The sequence below is a fragment of the Rhodococcus sp. NPDC127593 genome (genome assembly GCF_042671975.1).
Classification (GTDB): Bacteria; Actinomycetota; Actinomycetes; order Mycobacteriales; family Mycobacteriaceae; genus Rhodococcus_F.
Genome location: NZ_JBHXWI010000116.1, coordinates 1 through 14,324, shown reverse-complemented (window position 1 = coordinate 14,324; position 14,324 = coordinate 1). Strand labels below are relative to the sequence as shown.

At 68.5% G+C, this 14,324-nt stretch carries 17 protein-coding genes; 6 read left to right on the top strand and 11 right to left on the bottom strand.

The features are described 5' to 3' along the window. Positions 1–381: nitroreductase family protein (locus ACFVJ3_RS47905; protein ID WP_378458761.1), on the top strand; the 381-nt coding region annotated here is incomplete at its 5' end. Between the two features lie 10 nt (positions 382–391). Then, on the top strand, positions 392–940 hold the full coding sequence (locus ACFVJ3_RS47900) for an NUDIX hydrolase (protein ID WP_037245087.1): 549 nt from the start codon (positions 392–394) through the stop codon (positions 938–940). 14 nt (positions 941–954) lie between these two features. Here ACFVJ3_RS47900 and ACFVJ3_RS47895 read toward each other — a convergent pair whose 3' ends face one another. The 3 genes from ACFVJ3_RS47895 to rfbD are packed head-to-tail and all read right to left on the bottom strand — an operon-like array spanning position 955 to position 3,806. After that, positions 955–2,034, bottom strand: coding sequence for a sugar phosphate nucleotidyltransferase (locus ACFVJ3_RS47895; protein WP_378458760.1), 1,080 nt, complete (start codon positions 2,032–2,034; stop codon positions 955–957). Then, positions 2,024–2,923 (bottom strand): glycosyltransferase family 2 protein, encoded by a 900-nt coding sequence (locus tag ACFVJ3_RS47890; RefSeq protein ID WP_378458759.1) that lies wholly within the window; start codon positions 2,921–2,923, stop codon positions 2,024–2,026. Before ACFVJ3_RS47890 ends, ACFVJ3_RS47895 begins: the two co-directional genes overlap by 11 nt. Positions 2,924–2,957: 34 nt before the next feature. After that, positions 2,958–3,806 (bottom strand): dTDP-4-dehydrorhamnose reductase, encoded by an 849-nt coding sequence (gene rfbD, locus ACFVJ3_RS47885; RefSeq protein ID WP_378458758.1) that lies wholly within the window; start codon positions 3,804–3,806, stop codon positions 2,958–2,960. 134 nt (positions 3,807–3,940) lie between these two features. Between rfbD and ACFVJ3_RS47880 the strand changes: the two genes are divergently transcribed. After that, on the top strand, positions 3,941–5,404 hold the full coding sequence (locus ACFVJ3_RS47880; RefSeq protein WP_378458764.1) for an LCP family protein: 1,464 nt from the start codon (positions 3,941–3,943) through the stop codon (positions 5,402–5,404). Between the two features lie 23 nt (positions 5,405–5,427). Further along, complete coding sequence (locus ACFVJ3_RS47875; protein WP_378458763.1) at positions 5,428–6,147, top strand: TIGR03089 family protein; 720 nt, start codon at positions 5,428–5,430, stop codon at positions 6,145–6,147. Here the strand turns inward: ACFVJ3_RS47875 and ACFVJ3_RS47870 are convergent. Further along, positions 6,132–6,545, bottom strand: coding sequence for a hypothetical protein (locus ACFVJ3_RS47870; RefSeq protein ID WP_378458762.1), 414 nt, complete (start codon positions 6,543–6,545; stop codon positions 6,132–6,134). The two genes, ACFVJ3_RS47875 and ACFVJ3_RS47870, sit on opposite strands and share 16 nt — an antisense overlap. Before the next feature lie 87 nt (positions 6,546–6,632). Between ACFVJ3_RS47870 and ACFVJ3_RS47865 the strand changes: the two genes are divergently transcribed. Then, positions 6,633–7,484, top strand: coding sequence for a DUF559 domain-containing protein (locus ACFVJ3_RS47865; RefSeq protein ID WP_378458757.1), 852 nt, complete (start codon positions 6,633–6,635; stop codon positions 7,482–7,484). A 78-nt stretch (positions 7,485–7,562) separates the two neighbouring features. Here ACFVJ3_RS47865 and purE read toward each other — a convergent pair whose 3' ends face one another. Both purE and ACFVJ3_RS47855 read right to left on the bottom strand, forming a co-directional pair. Then, positions 7,563–8,090 (bottom strand): 5-(carboxyamino)imidazole ribonucleotide mutase, encoded by a 528-nt coding sequence (gene purE / locus ACFVJ3_RS47860; RefSeq protein ID WP_005563291.1) that lies wholly within the window; start codon positions 8,088–8,090, stop codon positions 7,563–7,565. Further along, positions 8,074–9,333 carry a 5-(carboxyamino)imidazole ribonucleotide synthase gene (locus tag ACFVJ3_RS47855; RefSeq protein ID WP_378458756.1) on the bottom strand — a complete coding sequence of 420 codons (1,260 nt, stop codon included), beginning with the start codon at positions 9,331–9,333 and terminating at the stop codon, positions 8,074–8,076. The genes purE and ACFVJ3_RS47855 overlap by 17 nt, the downstream gene beginning before the upstream one ends. A gap of 130 nt (positions 9,334–9,463) precedes the next feature. On the opposite strand from ACFVJ3_RS47855, the gene ACFVJ3_RS47850 reads away from it, so the two are divergent. Continuing rightward, positions 9,464–10,009, top strand: coding sequence for a GtrA family protein (locus ACFVJ3_RS47850; protein WP_378458755.1), 546 nt, complete (start codon positions 9,464–9,466; stop codon positions 10,007–10,009). A gap of 3 nt (positions 10,010–10,012) precedes the next feature. Here ACFVJ3_RS47850 and ACFVJ3_RS47845 read toward each other — a convergent pair whose 3' ends face one another. From ACFVJ3_RS47845 to ACFVJ3_RS47825, 5 genes are read right to left on the bottom strand one after another with little or no spacing between them, the layout of a single operon-like run. Further along, positions 10,013–11,347: an ATP-binding protein gene (locus tag ACFVJ3_RS47845; protein ID WP_378458754.1), complete on the bottom strand. Its 1,335-nt coding sequence runs from the start codon at positions 11,345–11,347 to the stop codon at positions 10,013–10,015. Between the two features lie 8 nt (positions 11,348–11,355). Continuing rightward, positions 11,356–12,036, bottom strand: a complete 681-nt coding sequence (locus tag ACFVJ3_RS47840; RefSeq protein ID WP_025432276.1) for a response regulator transcription factor — start codon at positions 12,034–12,036, stop codon at positions 11,356–11,358. Positions 12,037–12,075: 39 nt separating this feature from the next. After that, positions 12,076–12,633, bottom strand: a complete 558-nt coding sequence (locus ACFVJ3_RS47835) for a PH domain-containing protein (RefSeq protein WP_378458753.1) — start codon at positions 12,631–12,633, stop codon at positions 12,076–12,078. A 15-nt stretch (positions 12,634–12,648) separates the two neighbouring features. Beyond that, on the bottom strand, positions 12,649–13,206 hold the full coding sequence (locus ACFVJ3_RS47830) for an HdeD family acid-resistance protein (RefSeq protein ID WP_378458752.1): 558 nt from the start codon (positions 13,204–13,206) through the stop codon (positions 12,649–12,651). 16 nt (positions 13,207–13,222) lie between these two features. After that, a complete protein-coding gene (locus tag ACFVJ3_RS47825) occupies positions 13,223–14,071 on the bottom strand; it encodes a biotin--[acetyl-CoA-carboxylase] ligase (protein WP_378458751.1) in 849 nt (282 codons plus the stop codon). Positions 14,072–14,324: the final 253 nt, after the last annotated feature.

Below are 14,324 nucleotides of genomic sequence, written 5' to 3'. Positions count from 1 at the left end.
GCCGACGGGAGGGGTGCCGAGGCGGTGGCGGCGCGGGTGGCCCGCGGGAACATCCTGTTCGACGCGCCGGAGGTGATCATCCCGTTCTGCGTCCCCGACGGCGCCCACACCTACCCCGATGAGCGCCGGCGGGCGGCGGAGGCGACGATGTTCACCGTCGCGGTCGGTGCGGCGGTGCAGGGGCTGCTGGTGTCGTTGGCCACCAAGGGAATCGGCAGCTGCTGGATCGGCTCGACGATCTTCGCCGCCGACATCGTCCGCAGTACCCTCGAGCTGCCCGCCGACTGGCAACCGCTCGGAGCGATCGCCGTCGGCCACCCCCTCGAACCACTCACACCCCGACACGCCGCCGACCCCGGCGACGCCCTGATCGAGAGATGACCTGAGCGCAATGAGCGCCGAATCACTACACCGCACCGCGACCGCCGCGCTCGAGGGTTGGAAAACGCTCGACGAGAACGACGAATCGTTGCGGCACACCATGCTCGCGTTCCTCGCGTCGGCGCCGCTCGGGTGCCTGCGTGAGCACGTACCCGGGCACATCACGGCGTCCTCCCTCGTCCTGGACGAGGGGGGATGTCACGTGCTTCTGACCCTGCATCCCCGGGTCGGCCGGTGGATCCAATTGGGCGGGCACTGCGAGCCCTCCGACGAGACCGTCGTCGACGCCGCGCTACGGGAGGCGTGCGAGGAATCGGGAATTCCCGACCTCCGGATCGATCCCGACCTGCTGTCGGCGCACACCCACCCGATCACGTGCTCACTCGGACAACCCACCCGGCACCTGGACCTCCGGTTCCTCGTCCGCGCGCGTCCGGGCGCCCACATCGTGCGCAGCTCCGAATCGACGGATCTCCGCTGGTGGCCGGTGGACGCACTGCCGCCGAACGCGGAGAAGTCCACGATCGACCAGCTTGTGCACCTGGCCGGACTGCGCTAGGGGCGCTTGACCTCTCACACGTCCGTGCTGAACCGGATCCCGCCGTCGGGCAACGTCACGCCCGGCCACACGCGGGCCCCGCGCAGGAGTTCGCACCGGGCGCCGATGTCGGCTCCGTCACCGATCACCGCGTCACGCACCAGCGCTCGCGGCCCGATGCGCGCGCCGAAACCGATGATGGACCGTTCGACGGTCGCTCCGGCCTCGACCACGGCGCCGTCGAACAGCACCGCGCCGTCGAGTCGTGCGCCCGCGCCCACCTCGGCGCCGCGGCCGACGACGGTTCCGCCGATCAGCAGCGCGCCCGGGGCGACACCCGCACCCGGGTGGACGAGCGATTCGCCGCGGGGCCCGTCGAGCGCAGGCGACGGAGCGATGCCGCGCACCAGGTCCGCGGAACCGCGCACGAAGTCCTCGGGGGTGCCCATGTCGCGCCAGTACGAGGAGTCGACGTATCCGTAGACGCGGGCGTCCTCGGCCAGCAGCGACGGGAACACCTCGCGCTCCACCGACACCGGGCGTCCCTCGGGGATCCGTTCGATGATCTCGCGCTTGAAGACGTAGCAGCCTGCGTTGATCTGGTCGGTCGGCGGGTCCTGCGTCTTCTCGAGGAAGGCGGTGACCCGGCCGTCGGCGTCGGTGGGCACGCAGCCGAACGCCCGCGGATCCCCCACCCGCACGAGGTGAAGGGTGACGTCGGCGTCCCGGTTCCGGTGGGTGTCGAGGATCGCACCCAGGTCCGTGCCGCCGAGGACGTCGCCGTTGAAGACCATGGCGTGGTCACCGCGCAGCTTCGGCAGAACGTTGCGGATGCCGCCGCCGGTGCCGAGCGGTTCGGTCTCGGTGACGTAGTCGATCTCGAGACCGAGCTTGGAGCCGTCGCCGAAGTACTCCTCGAAGACCTCCGCCTTGAAGGACGTGCCGAGAACCACGTGCGTGATCCCGGCCGCCCCGATCCGCGCCAGCAGATGCTGGAGGAACGGCAGACCCGCCGTCGGCAGCATGGGCTTGGGCGCCGACAGGGTCAGCGGGCGAAGCCTCGTTCCCTGACCGCCGACCAGCACCACTGCATCGGTCGTCTTCTCAATTGCCATGAGTAGTTCCCCCCTCGTTCTGGTTCGTGCGTCGTTCCCGGACTGCGGAAGCCACGGCGATCTTCGACCGCACTGCCAATCCTCCCCGAAGTGCCCATCTCAGCGGCGCCTGCCACCAGTGGGGATGACGATCGGCCTGGAACCGGTACGCGCTCTGATGGTGAGCGGGCAGCATCAGTTCCGGATGTTTGCCCGCGGCGTGCCCCTTCGCGTGGGTGACCTCGGCGGAGGGCACATACACATTGAGCCACCCTGCCTTGCCCAGGCGGTCGCCGAGGTCGACGTCCTCCATGTACATGAAGTAGCGGGAATCGAAGCCGTTGATCGAGTCGAAGGCCGCGCGCCGCATCAGCAGGCACGAACCGGACAACCAGCCGACCGAGCGCTCACTCACGATCTCGTTCTCCTGGCGGTAGCCGGCAGTCCACGGGTTGGAGGGCCATACCGTGCCCAGAATCGCGTGCCCGGCCCCCGACACGAGGTCGGGCACCTGGCGCGCCGACGGGTAGATGCTCCCGTCGGGTTCCAGAACGAGAGGTCCGAGCGCCCCCGCACGCGGCCAGCGCTCGGCGGCCGCAAGAAGTACGTCGATCGATCCGGGCGCCCAGCGAACATCCGGATTGGCGATGACGACGAACTCGATCTTCTCGTCGATCTCGGCCACAGCCCTGTTGATGGCGCCGCCGTAGCCGATGTTCCCGCCGGTGCGCAGCAGGCGCACGTGGTCGTGCGCCGCGTCCGCGGCCTCGGGGGCGCCGTCCGTCGATCCGTTGTCGGCCATCACGACCTGCGGATCTTCTTTCGTCGCCTCGGCGAGAGTGCCCAGGAATTGCTCCAGATGCTCACCTGGCGAAAAGGTCACCGTCACCACGGCCAGCTTCGAACTCACGCGGGCAAGCGTAGCCGTTGAAAGAGGGTCCGCCTCACACCGCTGCACGCACAGCCGCATGCAACGCGTCTCGCCACGGCCGCAACGGGGTCAGCCCGGCGTCGGCCCACGCGCGCCCGGACAACACCGAGAAGGCCGGTCGCGGGGCGGGTCGCACGAACTGCGCGCTCGTGCACGGCCGCACACGCTGCGGGTCCGCGCCTGCTTCTTCGAACACGGCGCGCGCGAGGTCGAACCAACTCGCCCGGCCCGAGTTGGTGGCGTGGAGCACCGGCGCGTCGACGTCGCTGCGACCGGCGAGTTCGAGCAGCGCGTCGGCCAGATCACCGGCGAATGTGGGCGAACCCACCTGATCGTCCACGACGTCGACCGTGTCACGTTCACGCTCGAGCCGGAGCATGGTGGAGACGAAGTCGGAGCCCACCCCCGTGTAGACCCATGCGGTGCGCACGACGTGGGCGGACGGAAGCGCCGCGTGAACGGCGCGTTCGCCGGCGAGTTTGGTGCGTCCGTAGGCGGTCGCCGGACCGGTCGGGGCGTCCACCTCGTACGGCGTGTCGCCCTGCCCGGCAAAGACGTAGTCGGTGGAGACGTGGATCAGCCGGGCACCCGCGCGGGCGCACGCCGCCGCCAGGTTCGCCGGCCCCGCCTCGTTCACTGCCCGAGCGGTGTCCTCGTCCGACTCCGCAGCGTCGACCGCCGTGTACGCGGCGCAGTTGATCACCACCGATCCGCCCTCGACCTGCGCATTCACCGCGTCCGGATCGGTGATGTCGAGCTCGTCCGACCCCACACCCCGGGCCGGAATTCCGGTCGCCTCGGCTCGTCGGAGGAGATGCCCACCCAGCTGCCCCCGGGCGCCGGTCACAAGGATGTTCGTCACGGGGGTCAGTCTGGCACGCCGATCGATGCCTCCCTGCTCCCGGCGCGTCGACCAGTAGCCTGGTTTCCGTGTCACACGAGCAACCCGCACCAGACGCACCCCCGAGCACGGCTCGGCGGCCGATTCACATCGCTGTGGCGGTGCTGTCGGTGCTCGCCCTCGTCGTGACGGGATTCGCCTGGCGGAGTATCGACTCGCTGCGCAACAATCTGGCAACCGCGGGCGGTCTGGGACTCGGCGGAAGCGCCGACGGCGCCGTCGACATCCTCATGGTCGGCACCGACAGCCGCACCGACGCCCACGGCAACCCCCTCTCCCAGGAAGAACTCGACTCGCTGCGGGCCGGCGAGGAAGTGGCGTCCAACACCGACACCATCGTCCTCATCCGCGTTCCCAACGACGGGAGCTCCGCCACCGCCATCTCGATCCCCCGCGACTCCTACGTCGACGTGCCGGGCATCGGTATGTCGAAGATCAACGCCGCGTACGGCGCCACCAAGGAGACCGAGCGGCTCAAACTCGTCGAGGACGGCGCCACCGACAAGGAAGCCGAGGAGGAGTCCACGAAGGCAGGCCGCGAGGCGCTCATCGAATCGGTGGCCGATCTCACGGGAATTACCGTCGACCACTACGCCGAGGTCGGGCTGCTCGGGTTCGTCCTCCTCACCAACGCGGTCGGCGGCGTCGACGTCTGCCTCAACGAACCGGTGGACGAGGACATGTCCGGCGCGCACTTCCCCGCCGGGGAGCAGACGTTGAAGGGTGCGGACGCACTGAGCTTCGTCCGCCAGCGCCACGACCTCCCGCGCGGAGACCTCGACCGCATCGTGCGTCAGCAAGTGTTCATGGCCTCGCTCGTCGGCAAGGTGCTGTCCGCGAAGACCCTCAGCGACCCGGGCAAGCTGAACGAACTCAGCGGCGCCGTGCAACGCTCGGTGGTGCTCGACGACGACTGGGACATCATCGAATTCGCCACCCAACTGCAGGACCTCGCCGGCGGCAAAGTGCAGTTCGAGACCATTCCGGTGACGGATCTCAACGGCATGACGGACTACGGCGAGTCCATCGTCGAGGTCAAGCCGAAGGACGTGAAGAAGTACGTGGCCGGTCTGGTCGGCGAGGCGCCCACCGACTCGGAGGAACCCACCACGTCCGAGACACCCAAGATCGACACCTCGACCGTCACCGTCGACGTCGCGAATGCCAGCGACGTCGGGGGCCTCGCGAACGGCGTCGCCGACGCCCTGAACTCGCTCGGCTACGGCCAAGGTGAGGTCGGCAACTACACCGGCCGATCGGTGAGCGAGACCACCGTCTTCGCGCACTCCGCGGACGACGACAGCGCGAAGGCTGTTGCGGCCGCACTCGGCGGGCTCCCCACCGACACCGACGCGACACTGCCCGAAGGCTCGGTGCGGGTAGTGCTGGCGAGTGACTACCGGGGGCCGACGTCCGCCGAGACCACCGGCACCACCACGTCGTCCGAGTCCTCGGAGACCGGCCTCGAGCCCGTGTCCACCGCCGGAACGACCCCCACCCCGGCACCGCCCGGCCCGCCCATCGATGCCGGCTCGTCGGGCCCGCGTTGTGTGAATTAGAAAACGAGAGACGGATCGTGTCCATGAACCATGCGTCCCGCACGCTGACCGACGCCCTGCTCGACCCCATCCTGAAGAACGACCCGGCCGGCCCGCGCGTCACGTTCTACGACGACGCGACCGGCGAACGAGTCGAACTTTCGGCCCTCACCCTCGCCAACTGGGCCGCCAAGACCGCCAACCTGCTGCGTGACGAGTTCGCCGTCGAGCCCGGCACCCGCGTCGTGGTGCTCCTTCCCGCGCACTGGCAGACCGCCGCGGTTCTGCTCGGCGCATGGTGGGCCGGCGCCGAAGTCGTCCTCGAAGCCGATGGGGAAGCCGCCGTCGCACTCGTCTCGGCCCAGCACCTCGCCGACGTCGAGGACGTACCCGAGGTCGCGGCGCTGTCGCTGGACGCGTTCGGCAGGCCCGTTCCCGACCTTCCCGTCGGCATCACCGACTACGCCACGTCCGTACGCGTCCACGGCGACCAGTTCCGGCCGACGGTCGCCGGACCCGCACTGGCGGGCAAGAGCGTCGACGACGTTCTCGCCGCAGCGCTCGCCTCCGCCGAATCGCAGGGGATCACCGCCACCGACCGGGTGTTGTCCGAAGAGGCATGGGACTCCCCCGACGCCCTGATCGCCGGTCTGGTGGCCGTCTTCGCGACCGGCGCGTCACTCGTGCAGGTCACCAACGCCGACGCCGCAGCCCGGTCGAGGCGCGTGGACACCGAGAAGATCACCCGTCAGCTGTCCCGGTAGCCGCCGTCCGCGAGGCCCGCGGCGATCTCGAACCTGTTCCGGGCGCCGCGGTGCCGCAACTCCTCGAACAGGTACCGCAGCGCGAAGGTCCAGCCGTACCTAGCCCATTGGTCGGCGTGGACCGCTTCATGTCGCACGAGCGATCTCGCCGGTTCCCGGCCGGTGAGGAACACGCCGCCGATCGTCGTCCCGCCGCGCGCGTACCCACCCCGCATCCCGCGGCACACGAAGATGCCGAACTCGGCGTCGAAGGTGATGCGGGCGCCCCACAGCCGGGCATACGCCAACGCGAGCCGTGTGATCGCGGCGGACTGGGGATTCCCCCGCGACGCTCGGATCATCGGCACACCGCGGCTGCGTTTCACAGGCGCAGGATAAGCGCTCGGGGCGACGTTCATCCACAACTTCACGCCCATCCACAGACCAACCTGAAGTGCCAGGTCGCGTGCGGCAGGGATGAGGCGCTCGCCACGATGCTGTCGTTCATGACCGCACGCATTCGTACCCTGAAGGAACTGACCGACGCCGGAATCCCCCGCAGCACCATCGCCGCCCGGTGCCGAAGTGGCAGCTACCACCGCGTGCTGCCCACGGTGTACTCCCTCGTCGAACCCGACACGTACGTCCGGTGTGCCGCCGTGTCGGCGTGGCGGCCGGCTGCGGTCCTGAGCCACCGCACCGCGGCCTGGCTCTACGGCTGGTTGCCCGAGCCGGCGGTCGTCGAGGCGACGATTCCCCGGGGGCTGCGCGTCACGCCGCCGGACTGGCTTCGGCTGTACCGCCGCGACCTCGCACCGCACTCGGTGTCGATGGTGTCCCTTCTTCCGGCGGTGTCGCCCGCCCAAGCGCTCTTCGATTGTGCAGTCGTCATGCCCGAAGGAGACGTGGCGTCCCTCGTCGACAGCGAACTCGGCCGGAGCGTCGATCCGCACGAATTCCGTGACCTCTGCGCCGCTCACCACGGTCGGCACGGTGCGCCCGCGGCACGACGGCTGTTACGCCACGCTGCCCTCCGAGCTGCATCGGAACCCGAGCGGGTGCTCGGTCGCGAGCTCAGCCTTCGCGGTTTCCCGCTCGAGGCCAACCACCCGATCGGTCCGTACGTGGGTGATTTCGCCGACGAGCAGGCGCGGATCGTCGTCGAGGTCGACGGCCGCGAGTTCCATAGCGAGCCCGACGTGTTCCGGAACGACCGACGGCGTCAGAACTTGCTCGTCCGTGAGGGGTGGATGGTGCTCCGCTTCGCTGCCTACGACGTGTTGGCGCATCCCGATGTGATCGCCGGCGAGATCATCGATGCGGTACGTCGACGGCGTCGCGGTCGGCGCCGGAGGTGAACTGAGCCGCCACTCCTTGCTCCCCGAGGGCTGATTCGGCCCCGGAGCGGCGAAGAGTGGCGGCTCAGTTCGACTCAGTCAGCCCAGCAGCTTGTCGCGGAGTGCCTTGTCCTTGTCCAGGACCATCTTCTCGAGCCCGTCCTGGAACGCGACCATCTGCTGCTGCAGGGCGGGGTCGGAGGCGCCGAGGATGCGGACGGCGAGCAGGCCCGCGTTGCGGGCGCCGCCGATGGACACGGTCGCGACGGGGACGCCTGCGGGCATCTGCACGATCGAGAGCAGCGAGTCCATGCCGTCGAGGTACTTCAGCGGGACGGGCACACCGATGACGGGCAGTGGGGTGGCCGACGCGACCATGCCCGGCAGGTGTGCGGCGCCCCCGGCGCCGGCGATGATCACCTGGATGCCGCGGCCGGCCGCGTCCTTCGCGTAGTCGAGCATGCGCTGCGGTGTGCGGTGTGCGGACACGACACCGACCTCGAAACGCACCCCGAACTCGGCGAGCGCCTCGGCGGCGGCCTCCATGGTGGGCCAGTCGGAGTCGCTGCCCATGATGAGCCCGACCTGTGCGCCCTGCCGTGCTGCCGTGTCACTCACCGTGTACATCCCATCCGTCGGTCCATTCAGCGTGCGAGAGCCAGTGCGCGGCGCGCTCGGCGCGCTCGCGGACCCGTGCCACGTATTCCGGGTCGTCGATCGATCCGGGTCCGCCGACGATGTTCACGTGGCCGATCTTCCGGTCCTCACGTTCACCCTTGCCGTACAGGTGAATCTTCGCGTCGGGCATCCGGGCGAAGAGGTGGTGGACGCGTTCGTCCATGCTCATCTGGGGGGCCGTCGGCGCGCCGAGCACGTTCGCCATCACCGTGATCGGCGCGAGCGGTGCGGTGTCGCCGAGCGGGTAGTCGAGGACGGCGCGCAGGTGCTGCTCGAACTGTGAGGTGCGGGCACCGTCCATGGTCCAGTGGCCGGAGTTGTGGGGGCGCATCGCGAGTTCGTTGACGACGAGCCGGCCGTCGGTGGTCTCGAACAGTTCGACGGCCATCGCGCCGACCACACCGAGCTCGGACGCGATGCGGAGCGCCAGTTCCTCGGCGGCCTCGGCGACCGAGTCCGGCAGTGCGGGGGCGGGGGCGAGGACCACGGCGCACTGTCCGTGGCGTTGCACCGTCTCCACGACGGGCCACGTGGCGCCCTGGCCGAACGGTGACCGCGCCACCATCGCGGACAGCTCACGCCGCATCTCGACCTTCTCCTCGACGATGAGGGAGACACCCTTGTCGAGTTGCCGGGTGACGATGCGCTCGGCTTCGTCGGAATCGTCGGTGATCCACACGCCGCGACCGTCGTATCCGCCGCGGACGGCCTTGATCACGACCGGCCATCCGTGTTCGGCGCCGAACTTGACGAGGTCCTCGGCCCAGGTCACCTCGGCGTACGCCGGGATCGGTGCGCCGAGTTCGGCGAGCTTGCGGCGCATCGCCAGCTTGTCCTGCGCGTAGATGAGCGCCGTCGGCGGCGGCTGCACGTTGACGCCCTCGGCGACCAGGACGTCGAGGTGCTCGGTGGGCACGTGCTCGTGGTCGAAGGTCAGGGCGTGCGACCCGACCGCGGCCCTGCGGAGCGCGTCGAGGTCGGTGTGGCTGCCGAGGACGACGTCGGGGCTCACCTGCGCCGCGGGTTCGTCGGCGGTGCCGGAGAGCACCCGCAGTGTCTGGCCGAGCGCAATCGCGGCCTGGTGGGTCATCCGCGCGAGTTGGCCGCCACCGATCATCGTCACGACAGGTTGCCCGGCGGTCAGATCGCGGGGTGTCGTGGGACGCGGTGTGGAGTCAGAGTTGCCGGTCACGGGTCACTAGTTTGTCACGTCCGGCGCGGGGTTCCGCCGCCGAGGTGCCGGTCCGCAGTTTCTGTGATTCTCCTGATGATCTCGCCGCCAATTGGTGGTATCCGGTCGGACTTTCGTAAACTCATCCGTTGTGTCATTTGTCGACGGCGTCCTAGCACGCGTTCCCCAGCCTTTTCGGGCTCTCGCGTTGCAGCATCACGAACTGATCAAGTTCGCGATTGTGGGCGGCACCACCATGATCTTCGACCTCGCGATCTTCTATTCGCTGAGCCTGACGATCCTCGAAGAGAAGCCTGTAGTCGCAAAGGTTCTGTCCGGAATTCTCGCGACGGTCCTGAGTTACATTCTCAACCGCGAATGGTCGTTCAAGAACCGCGGCGGACGTGAACGTCACCACGAGGCCCTGCTGTTCTTCACGATCAGCGGGATCGGCGTGCTCCTCGCCGCCGCGCCCCTGTGGATCGCCAACAATGTGTTCGACATCCGCGCCAGCCAGGAGAACCTGACCACGCTGGTGATCGTCGACTTCGTGCTCAACTACATCATCGGAAACCTGCTGCAGATGGTGTTCCGCTTCTGGGCCCTCCGCCGGTTCGCGTTCCCCGACGAGAACGTGCACATCATCGATCCGGACCTCGTCGACGAGGCCGTCGAGGAAGAGTTCGGCCACTCCTGATCGTCAGCGCGGTTCCCGGATCCCGGTAACCCGCGTCGGCACGTGTTCGCGCGCGATGGGCACGAAGATCGCGAACAGGGCCGGACGTCGTCGCTGCAGTTCCAGCCGGCCGCCGTCCGCCTCGATGAGTGCACGGGCCAGCGCCAGACCCACACCGGTCGAACCGGCCCCCGAGAAACCTCGGTCGAAGATGTGCGGCGCGAGATCGTTGCTGACCCCCACTCCCTCGTCCGACACCTCGACGCACACCATGGCCTCGCGGGGCGACGTCTCCTCGCCGGGCGTCCTGAGATTCTGACCCTGGATCAGGCGCACAGCGACGGTGCACGTCCCCGCCCCGTGCATGAGCGCGTTGTCGACGAGCACCGCGACGGCCTCGCGGAGCCGGGAACCGGTGGTCGAGGCCATCACGTTCGTGTCTCCGCGCAGCGTCAACTCGCGGTCGGCGTCCTCGAACGGCCGCTTCCAGTCCGCGATGACCACACTGAGCTCCCGGATCACCGACACCTGGGTCTCGGTGCCGCTGCTGCGCGACGAGCGGACCAGTTCGTCGATCGCGACGGTCAATCGGTCCACCTGCGCCATCGCCTCGTCGGCCTCGACCACGACCGCGGGATCCGAGTGCACGGACAGTTCGTCGAGCCGGAGTCGGACGGCCGTGAGGCGGCTGCGGAGCTGGTGGGAGACGTCCGCGACGAGTGCGTGTTCGCGCTGCAGCCGTCCCGCGATCTCGACGGTCGCGGAATCCAGGACGTCGGAGACACGGTCGAGTTCGGGGATGCCGTGACGTCGCACGTCCGGCCGGAAGTCGCCCTCCGCGAGCCGGGCCGCCCGGTTGGCGACGTCCCGCAGTGGATCGGCGAGCCGCTTCGCCGTGACGTAGGCGACCACGGTGCCTGCCGCGATGGACACGAGCACCAGCAACGCGACGGCACCGACCGCCTGCCGTTGCTGGGTGCGCATCTCGTCGGACGGCACCTCGAGACGGAGCGAACCGGACGTGCCCATCGCGAGAGATTCCACGAGCGGCGACTGCACGGACGATTCGCCGATGTCCACTCGCGCGGCGCCATCGTCGGTGGTCGGATAGACCACCACCAGGCGACCCCCGGCGGGCGTCAGCAGACGCAGAGAGTTCGTGTCGAGATCTCCCTCGACGACGCCGTTGATTCCCTCTTGGGTGATGATCTCCGTCGCCATCCGATCGAGCCGGACCTGGAGATCGCTCCGGTTGAAATCCTCGACCCACAACCACGCCGTGTAGATGAGCGGCACACCGAGCAGCAGCGCCGTCAGGATCACGACTGCGAGGATCGACTGGAGAATTCTGCGGCGCACTACCCCGCCTAGTCGGTGTTGATGCGGAAGCCGACGCCGCGGACCGTCGCGATGCGACGCTCGGCGGCGGGCCCCTCGTCACCGATCTTCCGGCGAAGCCACGACATGTGCATGTCGAGTGTCTTCGAGCCGCGCAGTTCCACGTCTCCCCATACCTCCGCGAGGATGGTGTCGCGGGACACCACCTGCCCCGCGTGTTCGAGCAGCACCCGGAGAAGCTCGTACTCCTTGTTGGCGAGGGCGATCTCGGTTCCGTTCACGAGCACTCTCCGGGCCGCCGGTTCGAGCCGGATGCCCCCGACCTCGACGACGGAATCCTCGCCGCCGCCGCGACGGCGCAGCAGGGCGCGCACCCGGGCCATCAGCTCCGCCAACCGGAACGGCTTGCCCACGTAGTCGTCGGCGCCCGCGTCGAGTCCGACGACGAAGTCGACCTCGTCGGTGCGCGCGGTGAGCATGAGAACCGCCAGTTCCGAACTGTGGGCGCGCACTTGCCTGCACACTTCGAGCCCGTCCATCCCCGGGAGGCCGAGATCCAGGATCAACAGGTCGTACGCTCCGTCGAGAGCCTGCTCCAGCGCTGCCGGGCCGGTCTGCTCGATGGTGACGTCGTATCCCTCCCGGCCCAGTGCCCGCGACAGCGGGGCGGCAATGGCTTCGTCATCTTCGGCAAGCAATACAGCAGTCACCTCCACAGCGTACGGAGGTGCGGAGACGGCTGTGACCGGTTACCAGCCTTTGCCGGTGTCGGCGTCGCCGCGCGGGTCGTCTCGCTCCCGTTCGCGGTGGAGGTCCATCGCGTCGAACACCTGGTGATAGAGCAGCGAGTGGACGCGCTGGACGTCGGGGATGTCGTCGAATTCCAGCGGATCGTCGGAGGACGACACGATGACCAGCGTTCCGGTGCGGAGCATCCGGTCGAGGAGGCCGTGCCGGAACTGGACGTTGCTGATGCGCCCCATCGGAATGTCGATCCCTGTGTGTGTCATCACACCCTGGCGGATGAGGACACGACGGTCGGTGACGATGAAGTGGGTGAACTTCCAGCTGAGAAACGGCGCGACACAGCGCCATACGACGAGGCCCAGCCACACCACGAGGACGACGACGAGCACGATGTTCAGCGCGGAGCCGTCCAGTTTGTTCTCGGCGAATCCCGCCGCGAAACCCGCCACTGCCGTCGCCAGTAGAAAGGTGACGGCGGGGAGCAGCAGCATCTTCCAGTGTGGATGACGGTGAAGCAGCAGTTCCTCGTCCTCGGCGAGGGCGTCCTCCGGATATCCCATGCGAAGAGTGTGCCTCTACCGCATGCGGCTGAGCACTATCGGGGTGATGACGATGATGATGCCGTACAGCACCATCCACACTCCGACCACGATCACGAACACCTCGAGCGACAGCTGGGGCTGCAGGAGCACGAAGCCCCCGGCGACGACGCTGATCACGCCGAGCACGATGGTCAGCCCGCGATCCGCGACCGAACCCGAGGCGCCTTCCACGATTTCGAGGACACCCCGGAACACCCACCACGCACCGACGACGAGCGCGATGATCACGACGGTCTGGAGGGGACTCCTCAGCACGAGGAACGCCAGAAGTATTGCCAGGGCGCCGGATACGCCCACCAGGGTCCGTGCGGCTCCCCCGGCCTCGACGTCGGCGAACGCCCGGATGATCTGGACGATCCCGAAGCCGAAGAACTGGATGGCGATCAGGACGGCCAGCACCGTGAGCGTCACGTGCGGCCATACGAGCACCGCGATGCCGAGACCCAGTGTGAGCAGACCGAGCACCACCGTGAGGCCGGTCAACGTGCGCCGGGCTGCGGTGACGGAGGACTCCGGAATTGAGGTACTCATGTACCACAGTGTCGCACTACTCGGTGTGCACCGGGCGTAAATGTGTGATGTCACCTGCGGAGACGGCGATCGTGCCGGATTGGCCGTCGGGAGCGATCACGACCCGCCCCTCCGCATCGACGTCCGCTGCGATTCCGATCAGTTCACGCCCGCCGGGCAGTTCGGCGCGCACCCGCTGGCCGAGCGTGCCGCAGCGGGCACGGTAGGCCGCGGCGAGTTCGGTGACGTCCCAGTTGGAGTCGTGCCATTGCTGCCAGCGATCGGCGATCGCGCGGAGCACCGCCCGCGCGAGAGTGTCGCGGTCACTGACCTCGGCGTCCTCGAGCACGAGCGACGTCGCGTGTGTCACAGGAAGTTCGTCCCTCGTAAGGCTGACGTTGAGTCCGATCCCGACGACCACCGCGGGATCCGGTGTGGTGGCGGACACCTCGGCGAGGATCCCGGCGACCTTTCGACCGTCGATCAGCACATCGTTGGGCCACTTCAGCTCCGCGGGCACCTTCGCGACGGCACGCAGCGCGTCGACGACGGCGACTCCGGTCAGCAGCGGCAGCCACCCCATGTCGCCCACGCTCATTCCCGGCATCGTCAGGAGCGCGGAGACCGCGATCTGTGCCTGCGGCGGACTCACCCAGGCGCGTGAGTGGCGGCCGCGGCCGCTGCCCTGGAATTCCGCGAGCAGCACGTGCCGGTCGCAGTTCGACGCCGCGGCCCGCGCGAGAAGATCGGCGTTGGTGGACCCGGTCTCCTGCACCACGTCGAGCCGCGCCCAGAATCGGCGGGTGTCGCTGTCGTCGTCACCGCGGACGAGCGCCGCGCGCAGATTGTCGGCATTGAGAGGAGGTCGGTTCAGGTCGGTCCACATCACCACAGCCTAGGACGAGCAGGAAAAGGTACTGGTCAGTAGCCGGGTCCGGGCAACCCGCCGCCTGACCACCTCCCTTGGCAGAAGCTCGCCGGCTCTCGTTAAGCTGACCTGTCATGACCACTGTTCAGGAGCCGAGCGCGGCGGAGTCGGCGAGTACGCCCGATATTCACACGACGGCGGGAAAGCTCGCCGACCTGCGTAATCGTCAGGCCGAGGCGCAGCACCCGAGCGGTGAAGCCGCGGTCGAAAA

Excerpts from the sequence above, each read along its gene's own strand:
- ACFVJ3_RS47825 (WP_378458751.1), bottom strand. The coding sequence starts at position 14,071 with ATGTGGACCGACCTGAACCGACCTCCTCTCAATGCCGACAATCTGCGC.
- ACFVJ3_RS47835 (WP_378458753.1), bottom strand. The coding sequence starts at position 12,633 with ATGGGATATCCGGAGGACGCCCTCGCCGAGGACGAGGAACTGCTGCTT.
- ACFVJ3_RS47900 (WP_037245087.1), top strand. The coding sequence starts at position 392 with ATGAGCGCCGAATCACTACACCGCACCGCGACCGCCGCGCTCGAGGGT.
- ACFVJ3_RS47830 (WP_378458752.1), bottom strand. The coding sequence starts at position 13,206 with ATGAGTACCTCAATTCCGGAGTCCTCCGTCACCGCAGCCCGGCGCACG.
- purE (WP_005563291.1), bottom strand. The coding sequence starts at position 8,090 with ATGTACACGGTGAGTGACACGGCAGCACGGCAGGGCGCACAGGTCGGG.
- ACFVJ3_RS47865 (WP_378458757.1), top strand. The coding sequence starts at position 6,633 with ATGACCGCACGCATTCGTACCCTGAAGGAACTGACCGACGCCGGAATC.
- ACFVJ3_RS47895 (WP_378458760.1), bottom strand. The coding sequence starts at position 2,034 with ATGGCAATTGAGAAGACGACCGATGCAGTGGTGCTGGTCGGCGGTCAG.
- ACFVJ3_RS47875 (WP_378458763.1), top strand. The coding sequence starts at position 5,428 with ATGAACCATGCGTCCCGCACGCTGACCGACGCCCTGCTCGACCCCATC.
- ACFVJ3_RS47870 (WP_378458762.1), bottom strand. The coding sequence starts at position 6,545 with ATGAACGTCGCCCCGAGCGCTTATCCTGCGCCTGTGAAACGCAGCCGC.